Origin of the sequence: Vibrio sp. 14N.309.X.WAT.E.F5, from assembly GCF_030397615.1 — a bacterium.
GTDB classification, from domain to species: domain Bacteria; phylum Pseudomonadota; class Gammaproteobacteria; order Enterobacterales; family Vibrionaceae; genus Vibrio; species Vibrio lentus.
On sequence record NZ_JAPNXR010000003.1, the window covers coordinates 201,640 to 227,530 of the forward strand.

Annotated in this window: 30 protein-coding genes and 1 pseudogene; 11 read left to right on the forward strand and 20 right to left on the reverse strand. The window is 43.3% G+C overall.

Annotation, left to right across the window (positions count from 1 at the left end):
* Positions 1–34: 34 nt before the first annotated feature.
* Together OW495_RS05260 and OW495_RS05265 are read right to left on the reverse strand one after the other, a co-directional pair.
* Positions 35–562 carry a hypothetical protein gene (locus OW495_RS05260; protein WP_289885633.1) on the reverse strand — a complete coding sequence of 176 codons (528 nt, stop codon included), beginning with the start codon at positions 560–562 and terminating at the stop codon, positions 35–37.
* 51 nt (positions 563–613) lie between these two features.
* On the reverse strand, positions 614–1,003 hold the full coding sequence (locus OW495_RS05265) for a VOC family protein (RefSeq protein ID WP_102290965.1): 390 nt from the start codon (positions 1,001–1,003) through the stop codon (positions 614–616).
* Between the two features lie 200 nt (positions 1,004–1,203).
* Between OW495_RS05265 and OW495_RS05270 the strand changes: the two genes are divergently transcribed.
* Entirely contained in the window at positions 1,204–2,091 is an 888-nt protein-coding gene (locus OW495_RS05270; protein WP_289885398.1) for a DMT family transporter, read from the forward strand.
* Between the two features lie 88 nt (positions 2,092–2,179).
* Here the strand turns inward: OW495_RS05270 and OW495_RS05275 are convergent, their stop codons facing one another.
* The gene (locus tag OW495_RS05275) at positions 2,180–3,094 is read right to left on the reverse strand and encodes a LysR family transcriptional regulator (RefSeq protein ID WP_076671067.1); all 915 of its coding nucleotides are present in this window, start codon (positions 3,092–3,094) and stop codon (positions 2,180–2,182) included.
* A 188-nt stretch (positions 3,095–3,282) separates the two neighbouring features.
* Between OW495_RS05275 and OW495_RS05280 the strand changes: the two genes are divergently transcribed.
* Together OW495_RS05280 and OW495_RS05285 are read left to right on the forward strand one after the other, a co-directional pair.
* A complete protein-coding gene (locus OW495_RS05280) occupies positions 3,283–5,355 on the forward strand; it encodes an alkyl sulfatase dimerization domain-containing protein (RefSeq protein WP_289885399.1) in 2,073 nt (690 codons plus the stop codon).
* 327 nt (positions 5,356–5,682) lie between these two features.
* Positions 5,683–6,522 (forward strand): SDR family NAD(P)-dependent oxidoreductase, encoded by an 840-nt coding sequence (locus OW495_RS05285; RefSeq protein WP_289885402.1) that lies wholly within the window; start codon positions 5,683–5,685, stop codon positions 6,520–6,522.
* A 62-nt stretch (positions 6,523–6,584) separates the two neighbouring features.
* Here the strand turns inward: OW495_RS05285 and OW495_RS05290 are convergent, their stop codons facing one another.
* Positions 6,585–7,175: a TetR/AcrR family transcriptional regulator gene (locus OW495_RS05290; RefSeq protein ID WP_289885404.1), complete on the reverse strand. Its 591-nt coding sequence runs from the start codon at positions 7,173–7,175 to the stop codon at positions 6,585–6,587.
* Positions 7,176–7,294: 119 nt separating this feature from the next.
* On the opposite strand from OW495_RS05290, the gene OW495_RS05295 reads away from it, so the two are divergent.
* Complete coding sequence (locus OW495_RS05295) at positions 7,295–8,182, forward strand: DMT family transporter (RefSeq protein ID WP_289885407.1); 888 nt, start codon at positions 7,295–7,297, stop codon at positions 8,180–8,182.
* Between the two features lie 24 nt (positions 8,183–8,206).
* Positions 8,207–8,608 carry an SAM-dependent methyltransferase gene (locus tag OW495_RS05300; RefSeq protein ID WP_289885408.1) on the forward strand — a complete coding sequence of 134 codons (402 nt, stop codon included), beginning with the start codon at positions 8,207–8,209 and terminating at the stop codon, positions 8,606–8,608.
* 57 nt (positions 8,609–8,665) lie between these two features.
* Here OW495_RS05300 and OW495_RS05305 read toward each other — a convergent pair whose 3' ends face one another.
* From OW495_RS05305 to OW495_RS05320, 4 genes are all read right to left on the reverse strand, one after another.
* A complete protein-coding gene (locus OW495_RS05305; protein WP_289885410.1) occupies positions 8,666–9,367 on the reverse strand; it encodes a lipoate--protein ligase in 702 nt (233 codons plus the stop codon).
* A gap of 142 nt (positions 9,368–9,509) precedes the next feature.
* The gene (locus OW495_RS05310) at positions 9,510–9,899 is read right to left on the reverse strand and encodes a hypothetical protein (protein ID WP_289885412.1); all 390 of its coding nucleotides are present in this window, start codon (positions 9,897–9,899) and stop codon (positions 9,510–9,512) included.
* Entirely contained in the window at positions 9,899–10,123 is a 225-nt protein-coding gene (yidD, locus tag OW495_RS05315) for a membrane protein insertion efficiency factor YidD (protein ID WP_354669431.1), read from the reverse strand. The genes OW495_RS05310 and yidD overlap by 1 nt, the downstream gene beginning before the upstream one ends.
* A gap of 2 nt (positions 10,124–10,125) precedes the next feature.
* Positions 10,126–10,341 (reverse strand): DUF4177 domain-containing protein, encoded by a 216-nt coding sequence (locus OW495_RS05320; protein ID WP_005447484.1) that lies wholly within the window; start codon positions 10,339–10,341, stop codon positions 10,126–10,128.
* Between the two features lie 157 nt (positions 10,342–10,498).
* On the opposite strand from OW495_RS05320, the gene OW495_RS05325 reads away from it, so the two are divergent.
* Positions 10,499–11,524, forward strand: a complete 1,026-nt coding sequence (locus OW495_RS05325; RefSeq protein WP_289885416.1) for an IS110 family transposase — start codon at positions 10,499–10,501, stop codon at positions 11,522–11,524.
* A 384-nt stretch (positions 11,525–11,908) separates the two neighbouring features.
* Here OW495_RS05325 and OW495_RS05335 read toward each other — a convergent pair whose 3' ends face one another.
* The 5 genes from OW495_RS05335 to OW495_RS05355 all read right to left on the reverse strand — a co-directional run bounded on the left by OW495_RS05335 (position 11,909) and on the right by OW495_RS05355 (position 14,733).
* Positions 11,909–12,334: a hypothetical protein gene (locus tag OW495_RS05335; protein ID WP_289885418.1), complete on the reverse strand. Its 426-nt coding sequence runs from the start codon at positions 12,332–12,334 to the stop codon at positions 11,909–11,911.
* Positions 12,335–12,384: 50 nt separating this feature from the next.
* Positions 12,385–12,831 carry a hypothetical protein gene (locus OW495_RS05340; protein WP_289885419.1) on the reverse strand — a complete coding sequence of 149 codons (447 nt, stop codon included), beginning with the start codon at positions 12,829–12,831 and terminating at the stop codon, positions 12,385–12,387.
* 136 nt (positions 12,832–12,967) lie between these two features.
* The gene (locus OW495_RS05345) at positions 12,968–13,558 is read right to left on the reverse strand and encodes a hypothetical protein (RefSeq protein ID WP_289885421.1); all 591 of its coding nucleotides are present in this window, start codon (positions 13,556–13,558) and stop codon (positions 12,968–12,970) included.
* A 150-nt stretch (positions 13,559–13,708) separates the two neighbouring features.
* Complete coding sequence (locus tag OW495_RS05350) at positions 13,709–14,092, reverse strand: hypothetical protein (RefSeq protein ID WP_289885424.1); 384 nt, start codon at positions 14,090–14,092, stop codon at positions 13,709–13,711.
* Between the two features lie 152 nt (positions 14,093–14,244).
* Entirely contained in the window at positions 14,245–14,733 is a 489-nt protein-coding gene (locus OW495_RS05355; protein ID WP_289885427.1) for a hypothetical protein, read from the reverse strand.
* Positions 14,734–14,829: 96 nt separating this feature from the next.
* Between OW495_RS05355 and OW495_RS05360 the strand changes: the two genes are divergently transcribed.
* Positions 14,830–15,855, forward strand: coding sequence for an IS110 family transposase (locus tag OW495_RS05360; protein WP_289885431.1), 1,026 nt, complete (start codon positions 14,830–14,832; stop codon positions 15,853–15,855).
* Between the two features lie 378 nt (positions 15,856–16,233).
* Here the strand turns inward: OW495_RS05360 and OW495_RS05370 are convergent, their stop codons facing one another.
* From OW495_RS05370 to OW495_RS05380, 3 genes are all read right to left on the reverse strand, one after another.
* Complete coding sequence (locus OW495_RS05370) at positions 16,234–16,806, reverse strand: hypothetical protein (protein WP_289885436.1); 573 nt, start codon at positions 16,804–16,806, stop codon at positions 16,234–16,236.
* Between the two features lie 119 nt (positions 16,807–16,925).
* A complete protein-coding gene (locus OW495_RS05375; protein ID WP_289885438.1) occupies positions 16,926–17,552 on the reverse strand; it encodes a hypothetical protein in 627 nt (208 codons plus the stop codon).
* A gap of 117 nt (positions 17,553–17,669) precedes the next feature.
* Positions 17,670–18,413 (reverse strand): hypothetical protein, encoded by a 744-nt coding sequence (locus OW495_RS05380; RefSeq protein WP_289885439.1) that lies wholly within the window; start codon positions 18,411–18,413, stop codon positions 17,670–17,672.
* A 366-nt stretch (positions 18,414–18,779) separates the two neighbouring features.
* Between OW495_RS05380 and OW495_RS23875 the strand changes: the two are divergent.
* The 3 genes and pseudogenes from OW495_RS23875 to OW495_RS05400 all read left to right on the forward strand — a co-directional run bounded on the left by OW495_RS23875 (position 18,780) and on the right by OW495_RS05400 (position 20,635).
* A pseudogene (locus OW495_RS23875) lies at positions 18,780–19,183 on the forward strand (phage integrase N-terminal SAM-like domain-containing protein).
* An 84-nt stretch (positions 19,184–19,267) separates the two neighbouring features.
* Positions 19,268–20,173 (forward strand): homocysteine S-methyltransferase family protein, encoded by a 906-nt coding sequence (locus OW495_RS05395; RefSeq protein WP_289885441.1) that lies wholly within the window; start codon positions 19,268–19,270, stop codon positions 20,171–20,173.
* A 63-nt stretch (positions 20,174–20,236) separates the two neighbouring features.
* Positions 20,237–20,635, forward strand: coding sequence for a DUF1090 domain-containing protein (locus OW495_RS05400; protein WP_289885442.1), 399 nt, complete (start codon positions 20,237–20,239; stop codon positions 20,633–20,635).
* Positions 20,636–20,780: 145 nt separating this feature from the next.
* On the opposite strand, the gene OW495_RS05405 is transcribed toward OW495_RS05400, so the two are convergent.
* The 4 genes from OW495_RS05405 to OW495_RS05420 all read right to left on the reverse strand — a co-directional run bounded on the left by OW495_RS05405 (position 20,781) and on the right by OW495_RS05420 (position 24,984).
* A complete protein-coding gene (locus OW495_RS05405) occupies positions 20,781–21,875 on the reverse strand; it encodes an HDOD domain-containing protein (RefSeq protein WP_289885445.1) in 1,095 nt (364 codons plus the stop codon).
* Positions 21,876–22,123: 248 nt separating this feature from the next.
* Entirely contained in the window at positions 22,124–23,179 is a 1,056-nt protein-coding gene (locus OW495_RS05410; protein ID WP_289885641.1) for an alcohol dehydrogenase family protein, read from the reverse strand.
* Positions 23,179–23,694, reverse strand: a complete 516-nt coding sequence (locus OW495_RS05415) for a TetR/AcrR family transcriptional regulator (RefSeq protein ID WP_289885446.1) — start codon at positions 23,692–23,694, stop codon at positions 23,179–23,181. The genes OW495_RS05410 and OW495_RS05415 overlap by 1 nt, the downstream gene beginning before the upstream one ends.
* Before the next feature lie 168 nt (positions 23,695–23,862).
* Positions 23,863–24,984 carry a multidrug effflux MFS transporter gene (locus OW495_RS05420; RefSeq protein ID WP_289885643.1) on the reverse strand — a complete coding sequence of 374 codons (1,122 nt, stop codon included), beginning with the start codon at positions 24,982–24,984 and terminating at the stop codon, positions 23,863–23,865.
* 97 nt (positions 24,985–25,081) lie between these two features.
* Between OW495_RS05420 and OW495_RS05425 the strand changes: the two genes are divergently transcribed.
* Entirely contained in the window at positions 25,082–25,855 is a 774-nt protein-coding gene (locus OW495_RS05425; protein WP_289885447.1) for a helix-turn-helix transcriptional regulator, read from the forward strand.
* Positions 25,856–25,891 lie beyond the last annotated feature (36 nt).

Here is a 25,891-nt window from a genome sequence, read left to right on the forward strand (position 1 = left end):
TTGTATTAAATTGGGGCTTCTCTTTTCTCTCAAATCAATGCTGCTCGAAATACTGGTCATGTTGAGATTTTCCAGATTGGTCTTGGGTTCCAGGATAGAACTGAACAAGTGTCTGATCGGCTAAAGTGAGGTGAATCCAACCTTCTTTAACTTTCAACCAATTGGTGCCGTTTGTCTCGTAGACGATGGGGAAACTGCCCCAGCCGGATTCTGATACCTGCAACTCTTGAAAACGGTCAATTGGAGTCAGTATATTGCTGTTGAAGTCAGCATCGGAGTAAACCAACAAAGGCTCGATAGCATCGTTTGGCTTAAATGTATAACAGCTTACAGAGGCGGAAGTGCGATCAAACCACTGGTAGGGTTGTGCTCCTGTAAAATCATAGACAGTACAGTCGTTAAATTGAATGGCCCACTCTTGGTGAGCTTTAAAACCAAGGTAACCTATTGGCTGTGATGGTTGATCAGGCTTCGAGTCAGCTTCTGGTTCATAAACCGGTTCTGAGGTAGCACATCCCACAAGCCCAAGACTAAAAAGGAAAGTCACAGCAAGCTTCATCATTGTCATACCTCTGTTCCGTTAGTAGATGAGTAACTCAATTAAGTCTCTACATTAAACGGTAAGTTCCAAGCGATTACCATCAGGATCGAGTACACAGCTCTCATAATAGCCATCACCTGTTCGTCTTGGTCCGTCTAGGCGCTCATATCCATCTTCAATTAGGCGACTTGTGAGTTCATCGACCGCCTCTTCAGATCCTAATGAAATCGCCATATGAATGAAGCCGGTGAATTGATCATAGATGTCATCTTTCGATTCAGGAACCGAATCCATTTCCATGATCTCTAAGCGGCTACCGCTTTCAAAAGACAAGAAATATGAAGAGAAACCTTTGCTTGGATTGTGATATTTCTGGTTAGACGTCGCACCAAAGTAATCTTCATAAAAGCGTTTAAGTACTTCGAGTTGTTTGGTCCAAATTGCGATGTGTTCTATCTTCATTCTTATCACCTCATGTTTACGTATGACACTAGATTACTTGCCAAATCAGGAAGGATAAACAGAACAGAATTCATCAAAGGTGTTCCTATTATTTGGTTATCAAAATCACAACAATTAGCTGCACAGTATTAACATCTAAGCTTGTGTAATATATAGCTTTGATCAATAGTCGGTGTTTTACACAATCCGAGATTTAAACTGTGAGCTTTTTAAAACTGATCATGCTAGCTGCCATATGGGGAGGCTCGTTCCTTTTCATGAGAATTGCAGCCAATCCTTTAGGCCCAGCAGTCCTAATTGAAGCGCGAGTTCTATGCGCGGCAATCACCCTACTTTTGGTTTCTTTTTATCTGAAAAGGAAGCTCTCTTTTAATTCTCATGCGAAACACTTTTTCATTCTTGGCTTATTTAACACTGCGCTTCCTTTTTTGTTTTTCGCTTATGCGGCTCAAACACTCAATGCGTCGACCCTTGCCATCTTGAACTCTACCGCGCCAATTTGGGCAGCGATCATCGGGGCGATATGGACAAAAACCGCACTTGAGAAGAAGGTGTTACTCGGGTTAGGTATTGGTGTCACGGGCGTATGTGTGTTGGTCGGTTGGGACGCGATGAACATCGGCCAAGAAGCGATTGTGCCAATTTTCGCTGCAGTGATGGCTGCGTTCAGCTACGGTATCGCCTCTAACTACACCAAAACAGCACCAAAAGTTGAGGCGTTCAATAACGCACACGGCAGTATGTGGGCGGCAGTATTGATCGTATTGCCATTTGTGTTCTTTATTCCGATGAGAGAAGCACCCGATCTCACGATCACCACGTCGGTCATCTTGCTCGGCGCGGTGTGTACTGGTTTAGCGTACTTACTTTATTTCAATCTCATCTCTGAATTGGGTGCACCTTCAGCATTGTCGGTGACCTTCCTGATTCCAGTATTTGGTATTCTTTGGGGCAACTTGTTCTTAGATGAAACCATCGGTATCAACACGATCATTGGTTCGATTCTTGTTATCACAGGCACCATGTTAGTGACAGGAATGTCGCCAATGAAAATGCTCAAAGCCGCTCGTCAAAAGCGCGCGCAATAAGCAGGTTGAACCCAAAAATCTTAATTAAAATTCTGATGTAACAGAGACAAAAACGGCTTCCAAATGGAGGCCGTTTTTCATTGAATCGTTAACAGCTTTGAGAACTCGTCATGTATTGCTGAATTTTGGTTCTTAACCATTGATGTGCCGGGTTTAAGTCTGTTCGTTTATGCCAAATCATATACTGCTTCATGGGCAAGACCTCAAACGGCTGGTCGAGCACTTGCAATTGGAATCGCTCCGCAAACTGATTAGCAAAATCACGAGACGTGCTACCAACACAGTCGGAGCCAGAGACCAACACACACATCGTCATTAATGAATCACATTCGGAGCTGACTTTTCGCTGTTGTATCGGACTTTTCGTAAAGTAATCTGCGGTATAAAGGCGAGAACGACGCATTCTGAAGGTGATGTGTTTCTCATGATAATACTGCGCTTCCGTCACCGATCCATCAATCCTTGGGTGCCCTTTCTTGGCGATCAATACGAGCTCATCTTCGATCACTTTCTGGTTCATATAACCATTCACTTGTGGATAGTGAATATCGATCGCTAAATCGGCTTGCTGCATGCTCAAACTCTGCAGCAGATCTTCTTCATTGCTTGGCACCATATTGAATTCAATTGAGATGTTACCAAGCGTATCGTCCTTTTCCACAAGGGGCTGAAGCTTGGTTAAACCGATCTCGTTGACCAAAATTCGAAACACATGATGCTGCTGATTATCGAACTGCTTTAGCGTGCTGACCGCGCTGGTTATCCCGTCCAATGCGGGTTCTACACGTAACGCCAACTGCATCGCTGCATTGGTCGGCGTTATACCTCTACCTTCTCGAATAAAAAGGTCTGTACCCAATTGTGCTTGCAGCCGTTTCAAAGCGCCACTAACTCCAGGTTGAGTCATACCAAGCGATTCTGATGCAAGCGTGATCGACTTTAATCGATACACTTCTAAGAACACGCTCAATAGATTTAAATCCAACTTTTCCACGTCGCTCACCGTTACTCTCCCTGTCAATGTGGTCTTAATCAATCATAGGTCAGGTTTTATCTTCGTTCCCTAACCATTGCACGACTCAATACATAGCCAATCGTGATGTATTAACTAAAGCTTACTTTATTTTTTGCTATATGTCTTAGGCATATAATTTCCTCAACGAAACGAAATCCCGAATTGAAGAGGCACCTATGACTCCATCACGCACTTTTAAAAATGCATCACTGTTCCTAGCAATCTCTCTTGCGTTTCCTGCTGTTGCAGCTAACCATGACCACGCACACTTTAGCGATATCGGTGATCAGGGTGGCAAAAACGCGACCGAAATGACAACGAAAGCAAACCAAGAATTCGCGAAAACGCTGAACTTCAAAGACACTCGCGCGTTCGACAATAACAACAAAGGGTTGATTGCGAGCTTCGATCAAGAAACTGGCGATATTATTCGTAACAGCTTCAACTTCATCGACCCTAGCGTGAACAATGCCGATCAAGCGCCTGATTCAGTGAACCCTTCACTTTGGCGTCAAGCCGTGCTGAACCAAGCTGCTGAAGGTTTGTACGAAGTTGTCCCAGGCAAGGTGTATCAAGTTCGTGGTGCTGATCTGGCGTCTATTTCTTTCATCCGCAGTGACAATGGTTGGATTGCTTACGACGTTCTTCTCACAAAAGAATCCGCGGCAAAGTCATTAAAGTTCTTTAAGAACAACGTGCCTGATGGTGGCGACTTACCTGTCGTAGCGATGATTTACTCACACTCACATGCCGATCACTTTGGCGGTGCACGAGCAATCAAAGAAGCTTACCCAGACGTAAAAGTGTACGGTTCAAAAAACATCACCAAAGAAATCGTCGACGAAAACGTACTAGCGGGTAATGCGATGTCTCGTCGTACCGCTTATCAATATGGCGCAACACTGAATCGTCATGAGCACGGCATTGTGGATGCGGCACTCGCGAAAGGCTTGTCGACAGGTACCATCACTTACGTATTGCCGGATTACGAACTTAACCATAGCGAAGAAATTGAAACGCTGGTTATCGATGGCCTAGAAATGCAATTCATGGATGCATCCGGCACTGAAGCGGCATCAGAAATGGTGACCTACATTCCGAGCATGAAGGCACTTTGGACTGGTGAGCTAACGTACCAAGGCATGCACAACCTCTACACATTGCGCGGTGCAAAAGTACGTGATGGCTTGAAGTGGTCTAAGAAAATCAACGAGATGTTGGTCACTTGGGGTGAAGATACCGAGGTGCTATTTGCCTCTCACTCATCGCCAATTTGGGGCGAACAAGAAATCTCTGACTACCTAAAAATGCAGCGTGATGCTTACGGTTTTACTCATAACCAAACACTTCGCCTAGCGAACAATGGTGTCGTTCTGCAAGACATTGGCGACGAGATCTACAAAGTCATGCCAGACAGCATTCAACAGTCTTGGCACACTAATGGTTACCACGGTACTTACTCGCATAACGCTCGTGCGGTGTACAACATGTACCTTGGTTACTTCGACATGAACCCAGCGAATCTGAACCCGCTACAGATTCACCCAGAGTCGGTTAAGTTTGTTGAATACATGGGTGGCAGCGACGCGGTGATTGAGAAAGCTCAGCAAGATTTCCAAGAAGGCGAATATCGCTTCGTTGCAACAGCACTGAACAAGGTTGTCCAAGCGGAACCAGAGAACAAAAAAGCGCGTGGTTTACTGGCCGATACTTATGAACAGCTAGGCTACCAATCAGAAGGTGCAGGGTGGAGAAACATCTACCTAACGGGTGCTCAAGAACTGCGTATCGGCACACAGCCGGGCGCACCAAAAACGGCTTCTCCGGATGTATTGGCGAACATGACCATCGAAAACTTGCTGGATTACTTAGCCGTAAAAGTGGATTCGCTGAAAGCGCAAGAAACCCCATTTACGTTGAATATTCAGCTGCCTGATGTGAAAGAGTTCTACTACGTAGAGATGTCGAACGGTAACCTGAACAACATTCAAGTAGCAGAACTTCAAGATGCCGATACCACACTGATCATCAACAAATCAGATGTATCAGACATCGTACTGAAGAAAACGACACTCAACCAATTATTGGAAGATGGCCAAGCGGGCGTGAAAGGAGACAAAACATCGTTGAACAAACTGCTGTCTTCATTGACTGAAGCTAATACCTCTTTTGAGATTGTTCCTCGTCCAAACAAAGGCGAAGAAGTTGATGCAGAGTTGTACCAAGATTCACACGAGCACGCTCACTAAGCCGCTCTAAGGTAAAATAATTACAACGTCAAACTGGCCTAAATAGGCTGAAACAAGGCTAATACGACCAAGCCTCAACCATTAAACTGGTTGAGGCTTTTTTGATTTGAGCTTTATTCGATATCAAGAAAATAAAATAAGAACCCCCACTCACAGCACTCAAATAGCATTGAGTAAAACTTCTTATCAAGCCCAGAAAAACAGTACTGTGTTTGTTAAACCACACCCTTGTTTCACGGTTTCTCAATCGCAATACACATCCGTACTTTCTATATCTCAGCATGTGAAGTAGTAGAAACTTTGTGCAATCAAACTTTGTTATAAAAGTTGTCCGGACTCTTTATTCAAGGAAGGAAGATGCGAAAAAAGATCATGATTACAGGTGCGACAGATGGTATCGGTTTAGAGACCGCGAAAATGTTAGCCCAACAAGGGCATCACATCCTTATCCATGGACGTAACCCAACAAAAATCAGCAAAGTAGAAACTGGCCTTTCTCGATTATCCAAGGATGCGATTATCGAAAGTTATGTTGCTGATCTCTCCTCTCTTTCTGAAGTTGAAGCCCTCGCCAACCAAATAAAGTCGAAGCATGAACAGCTCGATGTACTCATTAACAACGCTGGCGTCTACAAGGTTTCCGAGATCACCACCAAAGACAATCTCGATGTCCGATTTAGCGTCAACACCATTGCCCCTTATTTGCTGACTCAAAAGCTGCTACCACTTTTTGATGCCAACGGTCGCATCGTCAATCTATCTTCAGCCGCTCAGTCATCGGTCGATCTCGAGGCACTTGTCAGCCCAAATCCTGACGCTTTAGATGGCCCCATCTACGCACAAAGTAAGTTGGCGTTAACGATGTGGTCAATCCATCTTGCGCACCAATTAGGAGATCAAGGGCCTCTAATCATTCCCGTTAATCCGGCCTCATTTCTTGGCAGTAAATTGGTTAAAGATGCGTATGGTTTGGAAGGTAATGACTTAGGGATTGGCGCTGATATCTTATGCCGAGCGGCACTATCGGAAGAGTTTTCTAACGCTTCAGGGAAGTATTTTGATAATGACTCAGGGCTATTTAAAGACCCTCATGCTGATGCATTAAATTCGGATAAAAATCAGAAGCTGGTGACGACTCTCGACCAGTTACTTGCAGAACAGCTCTAGCTAATGCCACGCTCACGAGCCAGATACAATGAGTGCTCCGTATTTAGGAGCACTCCATAACATCAATCTGTATTCAGCGCAGCCAACAAAAACTCCGTACTTACGCGAGCATGTTGCTCAATATCTTGTAGGTTTGGTTTTGGCATTCCCATCAACGCGCCGCTTCTCAAGCTTAATAACATCCCCGTCCAAAGAGTAACCTTAGTGGCGACATCTTCGGTATCAAACCTATCCTTGAAAAACTGAGCGAGTGCAATATCGGTTTCGTTTTCACCTACCGACATAAAGCTTTCCAAGATAGTGGGAGACTTACCGTTTTCTGCAATCAATAGCTTCAACGTAGCGATATGTTCGTCCGACAGATGAAACGCCAAAAAGGCCGTCGCGAATCCATACAATGCCTGATAATTATCAGAGATTTTTAACTGCTCGACGGAATGCTCATCAAACTGAGCCCCCATTTGCTGCAATGTCGCTTTGAACAACACATCTTTTGATGAGAAATATCGATAGAGCGTTTGTTTAGTCATCTGGGCTTCACTTGCGATCACATCCATGCTCGCGAGCGTAAAACCTTCAGCCAAAAAAACAGCTTTAGCGGCTTTTAAAATAGCCTGTCGTTTCTTCTCTTTATTCTGCTCAATCTTGCTCATTACTTAATCCACCCCAAAACAGAGATCATACTTTAAAGTATGATTTGTGTTGACTCAACCAATTTTTAAAATCATACTCACAAGTATGATTTGCAGATAGCAGATAATTGGATAGAGAAATGACAGCAATGAACCTCCCTAAAACTGAAGTAAAAAACACTCGAACCCTCGGTTTTATCCTCGCGATCGCAGGTGCCGTATTAATGAGTATTGACCCAATCTTTATTCGTTATGCGGGTGTCAGCGGATTTGATACGGCCTTCTTGTTCGGCTTATTCAGCGCAATTTCGATGCCGATTTTGCTTAAATTCAACGACAAACGTGGAATACGAAAGGCAGTAGCACAAAGCGGTTGGCCATTATTGGCAGCCGGTATTCTTATGCTCGGCAGTGCATCGGGCTTGGTGTTCAGCATCAAGATGACTTCAATCGCTAATACCTTTGTGATCCTCAGTGCAGCCCCTGCGGTGGCCGCTATTTTCAGCTGGCTAATCTTGAAAGAGGCCACCAGCCGCTCGACTTTAGTTGCCATTATTGCGGTGATGATTGGTATTACGATTGTCGTTTCAGGCTCATTTTCTTCAGGTAATTGGATGGGTGATGCATTGGCCGTGTTCGCGGTGATCTGCCTATCAATGATGTTTACCTTGCTGCGTAAATATCAAGACGTCAGCCGATTGGCGAGCGTTGGCTTAGGTGGCTTGTTGCTCGCGGTTGTGATGTTTTTCTTCGCAACGCCATCAAGCTACAGCGTTGAAACGTGGTTAATCATGGGAATGATGGGCTTGTTTACCGCACCGGTTGGCCGAGTGTTATCTATGGTCGCAACACGCCACATTACCGCGCCAGAGGTATCAATGACTCTGATGTTAGAAACGGTGTTAGCGCCAGTTTGGGCGTTTATCTTCTTCACCGAGATCCCACCAACGACCAGTATTATCGGTGGTGTGGTGATCTTGATTACGATCTTCATCTACACCTTAGTGACGATGAAAAATGACGACTAATAAAGAATTAAATAGGAGCTGAATATGTCTGAAGAACTAAAATTGATTGGTCGAATTACTACGCCGTACCACTCAATTTCAGAGTGTCCGAATAACATCCAACCGAACAACGGCCCAATCTGTGAAATAATCTTAGATGACGTTTACCAACAAGGCTTACTCGGCTTAAACACCGGCGACCACATCTTGATCTTGTATTGGTTAGAAGGCGCCAAACGAGACGAAATGATCCAAAGCTGGAACGAAGAAATGCCAACCAAAGGCACCTTCGCACTGCGCTCACCGCACAGACCAAACCCAATAGGTACTGCCGTGCTACCGATTGAAAAAATAGAGAATGGCACAGTGACCGTGCGAGGCTTGGACTGCTTGAACAACACACCGCTGTTGGATATCAAGCCTGCAATCTATAAAGAAAAGGGATAGGGACGAAATTGGTCTTCCTAAACCAAGAGCGAGCTGTGCGTTAGCGAAAAGAAGACATTACGCATACTTGATGAAAGCTTGGCTTAACCGCTGAAAGAGTGAATCTACGTTGGGAAGGCTCGTCAAGTGCGCGGACAACAGTGTATGAACCTGCGCATCCACCACGGTCGGGTTATCGCAAATTTGATTATAAAAATTCACAGGCGCAACGATGTTCTCTAAGTCGGCATCTAACAAGATACAAGCTTGCGAAAGTACAATTTGGCCGCCCCCTTGTTTAAGCAATACACGCTGTGCAGTACCCACTATTTTTTGTTTATTGATATTGAGGTTGTAGTCACCATCACAATAAGAACCGGGGGTTGCGTGTACATCCACATCAATGCCCAGTTCTTTAAAAAACAGGGTTAATACATCGCATAAATGTCGATACGCTTTTTGGATGTTGTAGGCTTCATCACGAGGCCAATGATAAATGTGCGATAGGTTAATGATCCCCGGTAGTTGAGGAACGGGAGCGCCACCTGTTTTTCGTGAGGTGAGTTGCCAGCCTTGTGCCGCAAGTTGCTTTCTAGACTCTAACGTCACTGGCCACTTTTTACCCGCAGGCAATACGAGTGTCGGCGTTTTTGCTTGCCAAAGCATTAAGGCTTGCGCAATCTCACCGGCCTGTATTTGCTGCAATATCTCAGCTTCTTTTTCAAACGCACGATCAACATCAATGTGCGGGTAACGTACGAGTTTATTCGTTAACTTCAATGCACTTTTCCTCTACAGATTGTGGTGACCGACCATTTAACGCTCTGAAATGGTTGATGACATATGGGACTATGTGGGATGAAACACAGCACCAAAATTTAGTTATTGGCGCCATAGTCGTTTGTTATACAGCAGGTCCCATCTAAGTTCTTCGTACGTCATTAAAGATTTCACAAGACAGTTGATAGTTGTGCTGTCTAGCGATCTTCTGTGAAAAAAACAGCTGAGGAAGCTCATAGATCACGAGTAAAGAGATGATAACAAGTGCGCTTGGATGCCCTAAAACTAGGCCAACGATGCTAACCGATAGCAATATCAACTCCAGTGCAAACAACGCGTATTTACCTAGATAACAGTGGTGAAACCCACCTAGAAAAAACCAGTTCAACGTCGCATAGGTATCAGGATCCTTGAGCTTTTGAGACTGCAGTTCATAGAACTCTTTTTTTTGGCTTTCAGGTAAAGAGCTTACCTGCTTTCTTAGGATTTCTTCATTTTTTTCTAACTGTTCAATTGGCTCAAATAAGCGCATCACGACACCTCATCATGTATTTTTTCAACGAGGTCAGGTTGGTTACAACGTTTTATTCTTGCTAAACCTAGCTTCCAGCCTTTTATAGCCCCATACTTTGCAATGCATTGTTTTGTGTATTCAGAGCAAGTCGGCTCAAAATTACATTCAATATTCAGCAGTTGCTTTGAACCACCGCTAGCTTGATAGCGATGGATCAATTTCAAAGAAATATACTTGAGCAAACTTAACGCCCAAGAGTGATAATCACAGCTTCACGCTTCCAAAAGAGCATAAAGCGCTTTTGCTCAACTACTTGAAATACAACTTGCCAACCGTCTTGTGCATATTTGTTTAGCTCTGCTTCCATTTTTTGCACAGGCAGGCCACTTGCGCCTAACAAGATTGTTCCACAGCCACCTTCTACGATGTGAACTACTTTATATTCTGTGAATTTTGTCATTTTATAACCAACTATTTTAATAAAAACAAAATGTTACAACACACAAGAAGGTGCATCAAGGTGTATATTGTTAGATTTGCTGTATAACGAATGACATGGATTCCCCCTACCGAGGATCTGCCACACTTATGTGGTACTTAAATGCATCGGAGGCACCATGTCTGATTATTCTTATTTCTGCGGTATCGACCTAGCTAAAAACCACTTTAGTCTTCATGCCGTAGACCAAAATGGTAAGGTCATACTTCATAAGTCAGTAACCCGCTCTAAACTACTGACTACAATAGCAAATATGCCACTCATGCGTATAGGCGTTGAAGCGTGTGGTGGTGCACATTATTGGGCAAGAACACTCAATAAACTGTGTCAAGATGCCCGTATTATGGCCGTTAAATACGTGGTTCCTTATCGAACTAAAGGGAAGAACGACCTTAATGATGGAGTAGCTATCTGCGAAGCTGTTCAGCGTCCATCTACTCGCTTTGTGCCCATAAAATCCCCCGATCAACAAGCCATCCTATCGGTACATAGAATGAGAGAGCATTGGGTTCGTGAACGTACCGCGCTTATGAATCGCATGCGTGCCCTGCTTTCTGAATTCGGATTAATCATCCCTGTTGGTCGCTCTTCATTACAGAAACACGTTCCCTTAATGCTCGAAGATGCAGAAAATGAACTGCCACACCTCGCAAGAACAGTCATTGCCGATGCTTATCACCACCTTGGTGAATTGAATCAACGTATCGCCGATACAGAGCAAGTCTTTGACTCTTTTGCTAAGGTCAGCGCTAATGTTCAACGAGTGATGAAAGTTCGAGGTATTGGGCCGCAAACCGCTACTGCGATACTTGCTTCGATAGGCAATTGTTCTCAATTTGATAAAAGCCGTGATTTCTCTGCTTGGCTAGGACTCGTACCAAAGCAATATTCCACAGGAGGAAAACCTCGGTTAGGTCGGATAACCAAACACGGCGACAAATACTTACGAACATTATTAGTTCACGGCGCAAGGACCGTGATTGCCAACCTTGGCGACAAGCAAGATAAGTTAAGTCAGTGGTGCAGAGGCGTTTTAGAACGGAGAGGAATGAACCGAGCAATAGTGGCACTTGCCGCGAAGAACGCACGAATTATATGGTCGCTTTTACACAATCAAACAGAATATGAAAACTATGCTGCTTAAGTAAAACCTTGAGCAGCATAAAGAGTTAAACCCACCGGGTCATTGCAGACGCTAATGATGGAGATAGGTTAAGACCACTTGCGGAGAGCCTGTTAATGCGGCGGACACACTAGATGTCATCTAACGAATAAGGCACCGCAGTCGCGCAAGTCATCAGGGCCACGACGTATGCGAATCGTCGATAAGTAGGCCGAATGTAGAGCGGCAGTCCAAAACCCATCAACATAAGTTTAGCGGATGTTTGACAACCGGGGGAATCCATGTAGCCCTGTTAAGGTGTGAGCAACGCAATACCGAAGCTCCCGCATACCACCTTAAACACAAAACGCAACGCACAGCAAAAATGCCAAGCGTTGCGAATCACTCTTAAACAGATTGTTAGCACTATTTTATCGACGTTACGGCCTTCTGCCACAATTCATTTGCGTTTTGGACTCGAAAGAAAATATCCTCTAAACCACCACCTGAACCATGAGCTATTTCCCACTTGGATATTGAAGGACTTAACCCAAGCAATGCTCCCCCATCAGCTACTATTTTTTGCTGCTCATCACGTACTTCAAAGGAATGAGAAAGACTTGGGTGTTTAGACATCGAATTAATATCATCGGTAGCTACTACCGAAACCATCAAGGTGTGACTACCACCACACTCAGAATGACCACATGGGAAAGTAACTTTAAAATCAGGCTGCCAATTATCTATTGACACTGGATTGTACCACCATTGCCAACCAGCCAAATCGAAGAAAGATGCCCAAATAGCCTCAAGCTCTGTGTCGAATTTCAATCCGTTGTATATCGTAACCATTGTTGCCTCCAAATTTCACTATAGTGCTAAACAGTTTGTTAGGCCTGTACTCAACCCACACTCTTCTCAAGCATTGTGATAAATGCAAAAAAAGCTTTGTCCATGATTTTATCGGCTAACTTTCCTGAACCATCTTTGGCAATATCTTTAAGCGTATCCTTTAGCGTTCTTTGAGAATCAGAGGATAACGGGTCTGGAACTTGGTTTATGGCTGTCATCGCCGCCATAGTTATCTCCGTTGCACCAAAATTGAAAATACTGCCTCGAGGCCCCTCAGTTCTGATAAGCCCCTCTTTTTCAAGCCATGTAATCAAATCACTACAAACTTTCCACTCATGAGGAAATGTCTCTGAAGAAAAGGAATCAAATAACAAGTCTTCGTCGAACTCTATCCCTGTTATTTCAGAGCAATGTAGATAAGTTTTACTTGGCCAGTTAGTCAGTAAAGTACCCAGAACTTTAGTTGTATAAATTGCGCCTAAATCAGGATTGCGCATCTCGTTTTCCATAGTTATCCATTTTTATCGCAAAGGCCTAACGCCGCCATAACACGTGCTGACGACTCACTTTCCAAACCAATTATACTCTAAACCAAAAACGCCGAATGTTATAAGCATCGTGTTGATAGCTTTGTTATGTATTTGGTGACCAATTAGATGCTTTAATCAGTTGAAGTAATCGCCCAACTTCTGATGATGCCATAGTTGTATCTAAACCAGGATAAAGTTCATCTAAAATATTAGAAAACGTAAGAATCTCAACTTTAGAACCCATAGATTTAATAAATAGAGGATGCTCTTCCCAAACAGCTTTATCACCTTTTAATCTAGTTACCGCTGTAACATACGTAAACTCTGTTGACCCTGTCATATCAAAAACAGCTTTCTTAAATGCTTCATTCCATTTAGGAACAATTAATTCTCTAAACCCTTTCCATGCTTCACGGCCACTAACCGTTTTATTTTCTGTAATTTGTATGATTTTTTCTTGTGGATTAAAACCTTTCTGCCAACTTTTACAACTAACCGCTAAAATTCTGTTTGGCCCATTCAAAAGAGGATTTATTGCCAAAACATCAATATCACTATCACTATGATTAGAATCTTGATTAGTTATAAAATCAGGATGATCTTTGCGCGGTCTAAATTTGATATTATGTTGCGTAAAGTAACCTTTATGCTGCAAATACTCATCTACCAGTTGTTCCAATATATCTTCTTTCAAGTGACCATATCCTTATAAATACATAACGCCCAATTAAGGGGTGAGCCACGCGACCACGACACTCAATTTGGACGCCGTAAACACTGAACTAAACCCGAACCAAAAATGCCAAGCGTGGGGAATCCCTCTTAAATTGTTTGTTATAATTTATTACGACAACGCTGTGAAGATTAAGTCCCCATACCCCCAAATGACGGTGCCAGATATAGCCAATACTGCAGCTAAATACTTTATGATTTGAATCTTCTTTGAATTGTGAGTTTGGAGGTAATCGCTCTTACGCATATCATCATAAGTTTTACCATTTTCACTGATAGGATTAGTGAGCCCTGCTAACTTGAACAACTTAAATTCAACCCATACGGCAAAAAGAACAGTAACTGAGCCACTACGCTGAAACCAAATTGCTGAGTTATCTTCAAGTTGGAAAACACCAAACCACGCTAAAATTGGAAAAATAAAAGCAAGCAGAAGGATAGGAGCTGAGGTCAACAGCTCTCGTTTAACTTTCTTTTTTATTTCAGATAGTTCCACAGTTTCTCCCTAAAATTATAACGCCCAATTAAGTTGCAGACCAACGCAAACCTGAACTCAAAGCAACGCACCGATTACACCAAAACCATTTGGAGCTGAAAATGCCGCGCGTTGGCTGTCAGCTTAAATTGCTTGTTAGGTTTGTACTAATTTTATACATTTGTTTTATTAAGTAACGCCTTAGCTACGACAGAAACAGCTTGCACACGCGCAATCATTTGCTCACTTTGCTTCTCGTTGCGCCCCTCAATTTGTAAGAACTTTATAAGCTCGTTTGAATGCAATTTGAGCTGACCTATTGTGGAATAAAACGATAAGTAACCTTCTATTTCATTTGAATTAAGCTTGGAAAGTTCCGCAATATAAGCATCGAAGACTGTACTCGTCATAGCTTCTGAAATACGAGCTACTACCTTTGCGAAGTTAAAAAGATATAATTCCTCGGATAGATCTTTCGGAATTTTAGACACACCAATAGCCAGAATTTCAACGTTTCGGCTGACTTCATGATCTAATATTTTCCGGATTTTGTTTAAGTTACTTCGTTTTTTGACCGCTTCAATTACCCCATTTAACACGTAACCAAGAATAAACGTCGCTATTGGGAGTAACTCTTTATATTCTGAAAATGTACTACTCAATATATTTTACCTTCTGAAAACCTAACGAATGACATGGATTCCCCCCTACCGAGGATCTGCCACACTTATGTAGTACTCAATTGCACCGGAGGCACCATGTCTGATTATTCTTATTTCTGCGGTATCGACCTAGCTAAAAACCACTTTAGTCTTCATGCCGTAGACCAAAATGGTAAGGTCATACTTCATAAGTCGGTAACTCGCTCTAAACTACTGACTACAATAGCAAATATGCCACTCATGCGTATAGGCGTTGAAGCGTGTGGTGGTGCACATTATTGGGCAAGAACACTCAATAAACTCGGTCACGACGCCCGTATTATGGCCGTTAAATACGTAGTTCCTTATCGAACTAAAGGGAAGAACGACCTTAATGATGCTGTTGCTATCTGCGAAGCTGTTCAGCGTCCATCTACTCGCTTTGTGCCCATAAAATCCCCCGATCAACAAGCCATCCTATCGGTACATAGAATGAGAGAGCATTGGGTTCGTGAACGTACCGCGCTTATGAATCGCATGCGTGCCCTGCTTTCTGAATTCGGATTAATCATCCCTGTTGGTCGCTCTTCATTACAGAAACACGTTCCCTTAATGCTCGAAGATGCAGAAAATGAACTGCCACACCTCGCAAGAACAGTCATTGCCGATGCTTATCACCACCTTGGTGAATTGAATCAACGTATCGCCGATACAGAGCAAGTCTTTGACTCTTTTGCTAAGGTCAGCGCTAATGTTCAACGAGTGATGAAAGTTCGAGGTATTGGGCCGCAAACCGCTACTGCGATACTTGCTTCGATAGGCAATTGTTCTCAATTTGATAAAAGCCGTGATTTCTCTGCTTGGCTAGGACTCGTACCAAAGCAATATTCCACAGGAGGAAAACCTCGGTTAGGTCGGATAACCAAACACGGCGACAAATACTTACGAACATTATTAGTTCACGGCGCAAGGACCGTGATTGCCAACCTTGGCGACAAGCAAGATAAGTTAAGTCAGTGGTGCAGAGGCGTTTTAGAACGGAGAGGAATGAACCGAGCAATAGTGGCACTTGCCGCGAAGAACGCACGAATTATATGGTCGCTTTTACACAATCAAACAGAATATGAAAACTATGCTGCTTAAGTAAAAACTTAAGCAGCATAAAGAGTTAAACCCACCGGGTCATTGCAGACGCTAATGATGGAGATAGGTTAAGACCACTTGCGGAGAGCCTGTTAATGCGGCGGACACACTAGATGTCATCTAACGAATAAGGCACCGCAGTCGCGCAAGTCATCAGGGCCACGACGTATGCGAATCGTCGATAAGTAGGCCGAATGTAGAGCGGCAGTCCAAAACCCATCAACATAAGTTTAGCGGATGTTTGACAACCGGGGGAATCCATGTAGCCCTGTTAAGGTGTGAGCAACGCAATACCGAGGCTCCCGCATACCACCTTAAACACTAAACGCAATGCATAGTGAAAATGCCACACGTTGCGAATCACTCTTAAACAGTTTGTTAGCTCTTCAAAGCTATAAGTTGCAGAAAAAAACTCAAAAACAGTATTAAGAGCCCTAAAAACCGAGGAGACTGATCTTGGCCAATAACCGAATTCTCAAGACGAACTATTGGCCACAGAATGAGCCTCAATACAGCTCCCAAGAAACCAAATACAATAAAGAACATATAAATGAATGGCAACATCAACAACGTTGAACCGATAATTAGAATTCTGGCTAAGATTTGGCTAAAGCTTAGAGCAACATAACCGTTTAAAGCCAATAGAAAAGGAATACCAATAACCCATGCGTAACTATTTAAAATAGATTCTAATTCTGGCAATGTGACCCACATAACTCCGAAAGCTACGAATAGGCTAAAAAAACCGATAACGCTAATGCGGCTTAGGTTTTCTCTATCCTCATCTGTTAGTTCATGGTCGCGCCGAAATAGAAATCTTGGGAATATATTCTGATCTGTAAAGTTTCGGAAACTATTGCTCAAGTTGAGCAAAATACTTGGGTTTGCCACATCCAGCGCTAGCATTCCCGTACCTAACATACCAAGAAGTAGCGCAACTTCATTAATCATCGTATTTAATTGACAGCTACCAAGAGAGCTAACGCCGCCTTAAGCGGACAAAAATAGTTGGTTAAACTTGTTGAGGTACGAAACATAACCAACTGTTTTTGTTCCGTTTAAAGGCCTTGTTATAACGTTCCAATTTGACTTAAATAGCTTACAGCAGCTCTCTTCAAACTATATACCCTTTTAATATGATGATGCCCTTTTTCTTCAATTAGAAAGCCTAATTTGCATAAATGATTTAAATCATCTTCAATAAATCGAGGCTCTTTAAATGATATAGAGTTACCCCAATCATCAGATACGTACTTGGCGTCACATAATTTCGAATAATTAAGATTATTTAATAGCAAATAGATTGGATCGCCTAATCTTAGAACTTCATATAATTTAACATTTCCAGCTTCATTAAACTGTTTCAGTACATCTACTGCTTGTATTGATAATTCAGATGAAGGAGAAATAGCTTTGGCAATTTCACTGATACCGTCAATCCGAGAAGCTAGCTGAATTAAAGAACCATCAAGAGCAGATAACTTTTGAACAACTACTTCATGGTTCTGATTTAGTAACGACTTAATACTAAGACCTAGTAAATGATTAGAGTTTAGTTCTTCAATTAATGATTTATGACGCTTAGTATCAAGCCAATCAATAAATTGCTTATACTCATCATCAGATGTGGATCTTCGTTCTGATTTGAAGTTACACATTAAGCCAACAATCGTGGCTAAAGAACCAAATACTTCCATATTTACACCTGAGTTATAACGCCCACATAAGCGGACAAAAATTGTGTGTCAAACATGTTGAGGAACGAAACATGGCACACTGTTTTTGTTCCGACTTAATGTGCTTGTTAGGCCTTGCTACCAGCGGAGTTTATAATCAGCATCAGATGAAATCACTTTTAGAATAATTATAATACCACTACGTAACTTCAATAGTTCTTCGGAAAATTTAACCCAAACTGGGTCTCTACCATCACAGCGCAAAGCTCTAAGATCTGTTTCCGGGCCTATTGCTCGTAAAAATTCGTCTATAGCTAGTTGAATTTTATTTAATGCATCAAACAAACTTGTATCTGGGTTTATCTTAGCTTTTGTTTGACTTACGCGTTCTCTAATATTATTTAATGACTCAAGCACTCGAGGAGGGAATTCCATATCCAACCCTTCATGAAGAACTCTACGACTTTCGATATAAGAAACAAGCTCTCTGGCTTCATCATGATATTGCTTATGGTTCCTTAAGCTCAGCAAAGCTGCTTCTAAGTCTTTGCCTACGATACGTCGCAAAACATCTTCATGATTAGTTTTCCAGTCCCTCAGCATTCCTTCATCATAATAGCTTTCATCATTATCTACTTTCGTATGACATATACTACATAACCAAATTCCATTTTCTGCTTTCTTAAGCTCTTTTTCATCTTTTGCAACAGATCTCGGCCCTTTGCCACTAGCTGCATTTATATGAGCAGCTTCCGCTATGCTTCTTGCATTTTCCTCAGTTGTTGAGTAAATGGTAAACTTTAAACAATCTGGGTTTGAACAAAGATGCATAGCTCTTCTGGCAATTTCTTTCTTAACTGCCGGGGTAAAATTTATTCTCATATAATCCCTATATGTTGTTTATGCTGACTAATTTAAAACAGGGGCCTAACATTTTAATATCGTGCAAGCACGAATCCATCCGCTTAACATATCAAAAAGGTCGCTCATAACCAACTGAATGCTATGCATTTAATATAAAAGTGGGTCTCAACATGAAGTGTGAAAACGTGCAAGCACACCTTGTCGCCTATATAATGCTCGTTATCATCCTTAGCCACCCATAAATACCATTATCAATCAAAAATTTAGAATCAACTTCTCGTTAAATTCGTGCTCAATCAGAGTTAAAAACCACTCTTTTTTAAGTCCTTAATTATTCAACAAGCAATAAACTGTCTGTATGTACAGATTTTGTGAGAGGGATATATGGCGAGTCAATTCATGCAAGCAATTTGCGAACATATGACGATGCGGGGCTATAGTCGAAGAACAATCAAAGCCTACTGTTATTGGATCAAATACTTCATTCATTTTCATAGGCTAAAACACCCTGAACAGATGCATGCAACTGAGGTTGTCTCCTTTCTTTCCCATTTAGCTAATCAACAAAAAGTCGCCATCAATACTCAAAAGGTTGCCCTCAATGCTCTAGCCTATCTGTACAATCAATTTATAAACAACTTCTAAAGTCAGGCTCCGATATCAGAACGGTTCAAGAGCTATTGGGGCACAGTGATGTTAAGACAACTCAGATATACACTCACGTTATTGGGCAACACTTTAGTGGCACGACTAGCCCGCTAGACGGCCTCTCCCTCATCGATAGTTGAACCTTGTCTTGATGGCTTCTGTCTAGCAAAATTGTCTGATATGGTGGCGGCAGAACTTCAGCAATTGTTTAGATAGTATTGAATATGAAAACACTAACCATACTTGATGGCGGCATGGGCCGAGAACTCAAAGAAATTGGCGCGCCATTTTCTCAACCGCTTTGGAGTGCTCAAGCGCTGATTGAAGCACCCGAATTTGTTAGCCAAGCGCATCAAAACTTTGTCGATGCAGGTGCTGAAATCCTGATCACTAATAGCTACGCGTGTGTGCCTTTTCATTTGGGTGAAGAGCTCTTTGAACAACGAGGCTTTGAACTCGCAGCACTATCTGGCGAACTGGCTAAAGCAGTTGCTGACAATGCTACCCACACAGTGAAAGTGGCGGGCGCGATTCCACCACCATTTGGCAGCTACCGACCAGACTTGTTTAAGGTAGAAGAGGCCGCACCAATCATTCAAACCCTTTATGATGCGCAAGACCCAAACATCGACCTTTGGATCGCGGAAACGATATGCAGCCTGCAAGAATTCGAATCCATTCATGCGGTACTCAAGCAATCAAACAAACCGTGTTATTACGCCTTTAGCTTGGAAGACACCAAGGGCGATTGTGCCAATATTCGTTCTGGCGAAAGCGTAACAGACGCCATCAAACTAGCCTGCCAATCCAACGCGACAGGCATTATGTTTAACTGCTCGGTGCCTGAAGTGATGGATCAAGCCATCATCGATACTAAAAAAGTAATTGAAGAACTAGGCTGTGATTTGGAAATCGGTGTCTATGCGAACAACTTTGCGCCGATCAGCAACGAACATGAAGCCAATGACATGCTTCAAGAGATGCGTGAGCTGGATGGCCAAGGTTACCTAGTTTACGCAAAACGCTGGCACGCACTTGGCGCGAATATTATCGGTGGCTGTTGTGGCATCGGGCCGAAACACATTAGAGCTTTGGCGGACTGGAAATTAAGTGACGTTGAGCCAAACTAATTATTCGTGTTGTTGATAACATCGCACCACTTAAACTCAATTTATAAATCAAACGGTTAAAGCATGAAACTACTTCTAAAGAGCTCAATACTGTCTCTATGCGTTCTATCATTCCATAGCTTTGCGAGTTCGCAGTGTGAAGACTTATCTGGCTGTGAGAGAAAGAGCTGTGAAATCGAATATCAAATAGACAAAGCAAAGGAATACGGCAATCAACACAAGGTTGATGGCTTGAACAAAGCACTGAAAGAAGTGAAAGCTAACTGCACCAATGACGGCTTGAAAGACAAAATCGCTGAAAAAATAGAATCGAGTGAAGAAGATCTCGCAGAATACCGAGAAGATCTCGAAGAAGCTAAACAGTCTGGTAAGACTCAAAAAATGAAAAAGTACCAACGTAAAATCGAAGACGAAATTGAAGAACGTGACCGTTTAGTGGAAGAGCTGGCCGAGATCCAATAAACATCGCGACGCTGCATTGATACGTCTACTTTATACTTGTCGGCCTGACTTCACGCACCTGCTTCGCTTGTCTGCCTAAGTAAACTTCAAATCCATCGCCTCTCAATTCGAGAGGCGATTTTCTTTATCTCTTAGTCAGATTCACCTAACCAACAAGTGCTAGCTCGGACTCTTTCAGTAAACGATTAGCCACGAGGTTGGCGGCAGGCGTAGCTATCGTTTGTTGGCATCTGGTTTCAAAATTTTCAGCCGTAATCATTTTGACTTCCAGCAAATATTGCAGCTCACTTAAGTAGTTCGCCTCAAACACAGCTTGCCCAAGTGGTGTACATTCGTATCGGCTCGATTCTTGGTAACCAATCGCGGTTAGTACAGATTCTGGCAGCTCCCAGAACTTAGCAATGGTGTATGTCAGGCGAATAGAATAGCTGTTCATCAATCGTTTCAATGCCAATGAGTTAGGCGGCACTGAAGGGTCAACATGCTTAAATGCTTCCACCATCATCTGGAAAATGATCATCTTGCCCAAGTTACGAATCAACCCAACAAAGTATGCCGCGGCTTGATCTTCTTGGGATGAAGAGTCTTTCATCAACTCCTTAGTAAAAGAGGCCGTTTGGACACTGTGATTCCAAATTTTCTCACCGAAATGACGCCAGTAAATATTGTTGCCCGGCGTGAAGTTCTTCATGTAGCTATTCACTACCCCTTCTACAAGCCCTTGAGAACCCATATTTAGAAATGCTGTTTTTAGGTCAGTAACCTGTTTTTCACCACGCTTATAGAAAGCACTGTTAGCCAGTTTTATCACATCGGCAGCCATGCTTGGCTCGCGTTCAATCACTTTTAGCAATGCATCGACATCAAATTCGTCACTCTGTAATTCGGCCATTAACGTGGTCACAGAGGCTGGCATCACTGGCAGTTCGTTAAGCAACGCTTTTGGAGAGCGAATCAAGCGCTCGATTTGGCAGGCGACAAAATCGCTAAACGGGTCTGACTCTGTTCTCAGACGGGACTCGCCAAACAGATAATCAAGAAACTCACCATCGTGAAGGCTAAGTGTCTTATCTACAATTAATGATGATGGCTGGGCGAACGAAGGCGGAACAAAGATTGAAGACTGAACAGAATCAGTAGCAACGGTTTGTTGTTGCTCTTTTGGGACAGGCTCTGCAGAGAGTTTGTTTTTTGAATCAACAAAAGGCGAAAATAGTGCCTGCAATACCCTTTTAAACATCAATACGGCTCCTAGATGAATACAACATAGATCGGGATATAGAACGGGATATAGAACGGCGGCGATTATCGCACACACAATCCATAAACCATACAATGATAAATGAATCACTTATTTCTTCGCTGTATAGGATCTGTTACTCGGCAGACGACAAGACTAGGCTCGCCTGTATTGGCCAGAAACAAAAAGAGTGAGCAAATAACGCTTGCTCACTCTTTCGCAGATTTGAATCGTGAAGCTGACTAAAACTAGCGCTTAGCAACTTCCAGTACGATCTTACCGACGTGCTTTTTCTTCAAGAATTCATCTTGTGCTGTATGAATATCTGCCAATGGGAACGACTCCGCGACAATCGCGACAATCTGCTGTTTCTCAATTCGGTTAACCAAGTTTTGGAACACTTGAGGCTCCAACACTGTACAACCGAAGAAGCTCAAATCTTTCAAATATAAAGTACGCACATCAAGCTCAACCATCGCACCGCCAATCGCACCAGACACGGCATAACGACCGTGTGGTTTCAGCACTTCAAGGAATTCAGGCCATTTGTCACCGGCGACTAGGTCGATAACTACATTCACACTGCTTACACCAAATGCTTCCACCAAATCAGCATCACGAGCAATCACCTCATCAGCACCCAGTTCCAATAACTGCTGGTTTTTGCTTGGGCTAGTAATCGCAATTACGTAAGCACCGCGAGCTTTCGCCAGTTGAATCGCCGCCGAACCCACACCACCCGAAGCGCCAGAGATAAGCACGCGATCACCTTCAGCCACATTCGCGCGAGTCAGCATATTTTCAGCCGTCGAGTAAGAACATGGGAAAGACGCTAGCTCAACATCCGACATTGTGCTGTTCACCGCATAAGCATGTTTCGCAGCCACTTTGGTGTATTCAGCAAAACCACCATCGCACTCAGAACCGAAATACCATGGTTGTGGTAAATCTCGTCCGTACACTTCAGTCAAACAAGGTTCAATCAGAACACGTTCACCAATACGATCAGCCGAGACTTCATTACCGACTGCCACGATGAAACCGCACACGTCAGCACCTTGGATACGAGGGAACTTCAACGCTTCACCCGACCAACTTGCATCATCTGAGTCATCACTTTTAGAGTACCAACCGATTCGTGTGTTGATGTCGGTGTTGTTCACGCCTGCGGCCATCACCTTGATCAGCACTTCATTAGGTTCAATTTGAGGAACAGCGATATCTTCACGGTAGCCAAGCATGTCTGCTCCGCCGTGCCCTAGCATCTCTACGCCTTTCATTGTTTTTGGTAGTTCGAATTTCATCATGTTTCCTTGAGTAATTTTGTCACCATATTCTGTGCTGATACCACCGCTTCTTCGCCTAATACTGGCCACGCGCTTGATACACCTTCATGAAGTAGAAACAGCTCTGAAGCCAGATCATCTCGTTGACTCTGCTTACCCAGAAGTGCTTTTACTTCTCGTTTATGTTCAGTAACAGCTTGATTAATTATCTCGTTGTCAGGAAAAGCCGCCATCGCATTCATCGACATGCAACCGTGCGGTGCATACTCTTCCATCCACAGTTGTAACTTGTCGAAAATATCCAGCATGGATGCCAGGCCATCAACAGGCGCACTTTCTAACAGGAAATTTAGGTAACGGTGATGACGGTGCTCTAAAGCGCCCACTATCATCGCTTCTTTCGATGGATAATGTTTGTAGAGCGTACGTAGGCTGACATTACATGCCGTCTTTAGTTGAGCCACACTCGGCTCTGCAAAACCATGTTGGCTAAACGCAACCTCAAGGCTCTCAGCAATTTGTTCTCTTAACATGCGGATCTCTTATTACCTGACCAAAGGTAGAATGATTGTTCTACATACATGGTAGAGCGATCATTCTACCCATGTCAATATCCAAATTTACGAAAGGATAAAATGATAAATCCCGCATCAAATAGGACGCGGAATTTATCAATATGAATTAGAGACTTACCGTTAAATCTAGAGTCGGCTGCGTATCGTCACCAGCACAGATAACGCACCACAAAATACCAACACCACACCTAAGTCTTGAATCATTCCCGCTAAAGCGAGCCCTGAACCAATCAAGGTGTAATACATCAAACCAAACAGTGCACCTGCACTTCCTGCTTGAGATTGGTAACGCACCAATGCTCGGCTCAAGACACTAGGAATCGCAATGCCAAACGCCATAACCACCAGCATCATCGGAAGCAAGAACCAGATCGAATGTTGTGAAAAGTACACACCCACTGCTCCTACCGTTTGAAGCCCTGCCGCCAAGCTAATCAAAGAGATAGATGAAACTTGTCTTTTCAATAGCGTCTTATTAACCAGGCTTCCCAACAAGGTTCCGAACCCAAGTACGACACCGCTATAGCCAAACTGCTCGATACTGAATCCAAGCTGTAAGAAGGTGAATGAACCCAGTTGGTAATACGAAAATAGCGCAATATTGAACGACGCAACAAGCAGTGCTGATACCCAAATATCGCCGTCTTTGATCACGTGGATACTGAGCGATTTTAATTGCAACGGCTGCTTAGATTGTTGCGTTTCCGGCAAAGACCATAAACTGTGTACTAGCAGCGCCAACACCATGATTAACAAGGCAGTAAACACATATTGATGCCCACCCGCCGCGCTCAATTGGCCACCCAGTAACAACCCGATGATTGGGCTAATCGACAGCCCCATGCCCATGTAACCAAACACCTTGGCTAGCTCTGTTCCGCTAAAAGCATCTCGAAGCATGGTTTGAGTGACGACAGAGCCAACTGCAAGTCCGAAAGCACCCATCGCTCTTGCTATCATTAACCACGTAAAACTGTCGGTTTGCATGGCAATAAGTGCAGAACATGCGAATAACCCCATCCCCAATAACATAGTGGGACGACGTCCCCATTTATCCGCTAACACGCCCCATACCACCACACCCAACGCAAATGCAGAGAAGTAGATAGAGAGGGTTTGTGCCGCTTGTGTGTAACTCACATCAAAGGATTTCGATATAGAATCCAGAGTCGGGCTATAGATGGTTTCTGCGATTTGAGGGAACATCAACAGCAGCACCATTTGCCATAAAGAAGGTTTTGTTTTCATCATTTTTCCAAGACCAGTGAACTTGACGGGAAGTCTAGAGGAAACTAACCTTGGCTCGTTAACAACATTAAAACCAAAAACAACAAGATTGGGACAAATGGCATTTATCGATGACAGCTGTGCTTTTGATGCCGATAGCATTGAAGCAAGCGTAGTGGGAATAGCGGCAGAGCTAGGACAGCATGATTCAGGTATTCATCAGCATCGCAAAGGGCAATTACTTTACGCGCCGCAAGGGTGCATTACCTTAACACTGGATAATGCTTTGTGTATTCTGCCTCCGACTAAGGCTGTGTGGATCCCGCCACATGTTCCACACCGAGCACAAATGACCAACGTGGTCGCGTATCGTTCTCTGTATTTTGATACCGATGTATTTGAGTGCCCAGAAGAGATCACAACGATTAAAGTTAACGATTTACTGAAAGCGCTGATCAATAAGATCGCATTATGGGAATGGGATATCACGGAACACAAGACACTCAATACGTCTGCGCTTTTTTGGGAAGAGTTCCATTCCTTAACGCACCAAACCTTAATGCTTCCACTCCCAACGGACCGACGATTGGCGCGTTTCTGCACACAAGTCAACAAAGCCGATTTTATCGTTCCTCCGTTGAATGTTTTGGCGTCATCCGTTGGAGCCAGTAGCAAAACCATCACTCGTCTATTTAAAGCCGAAGCCGGCATGACCTATCAAGATTGGCGTCAACAATGGCGTTTGATTAAGGCGATCGAACGGCTTGCTCAAAACCGAACTGTTACCGACACAGCGCACTATTTAGAGTTCTCTTCGAACAGCGCTTTCATTGCCTTTTTCAAACAACAAACCGGACAAACACCACTGGCTTTTACCAAGTTAGGAACGTGATTGTTGTGCTATCAATTCATGGCTTTGCTAAGATCA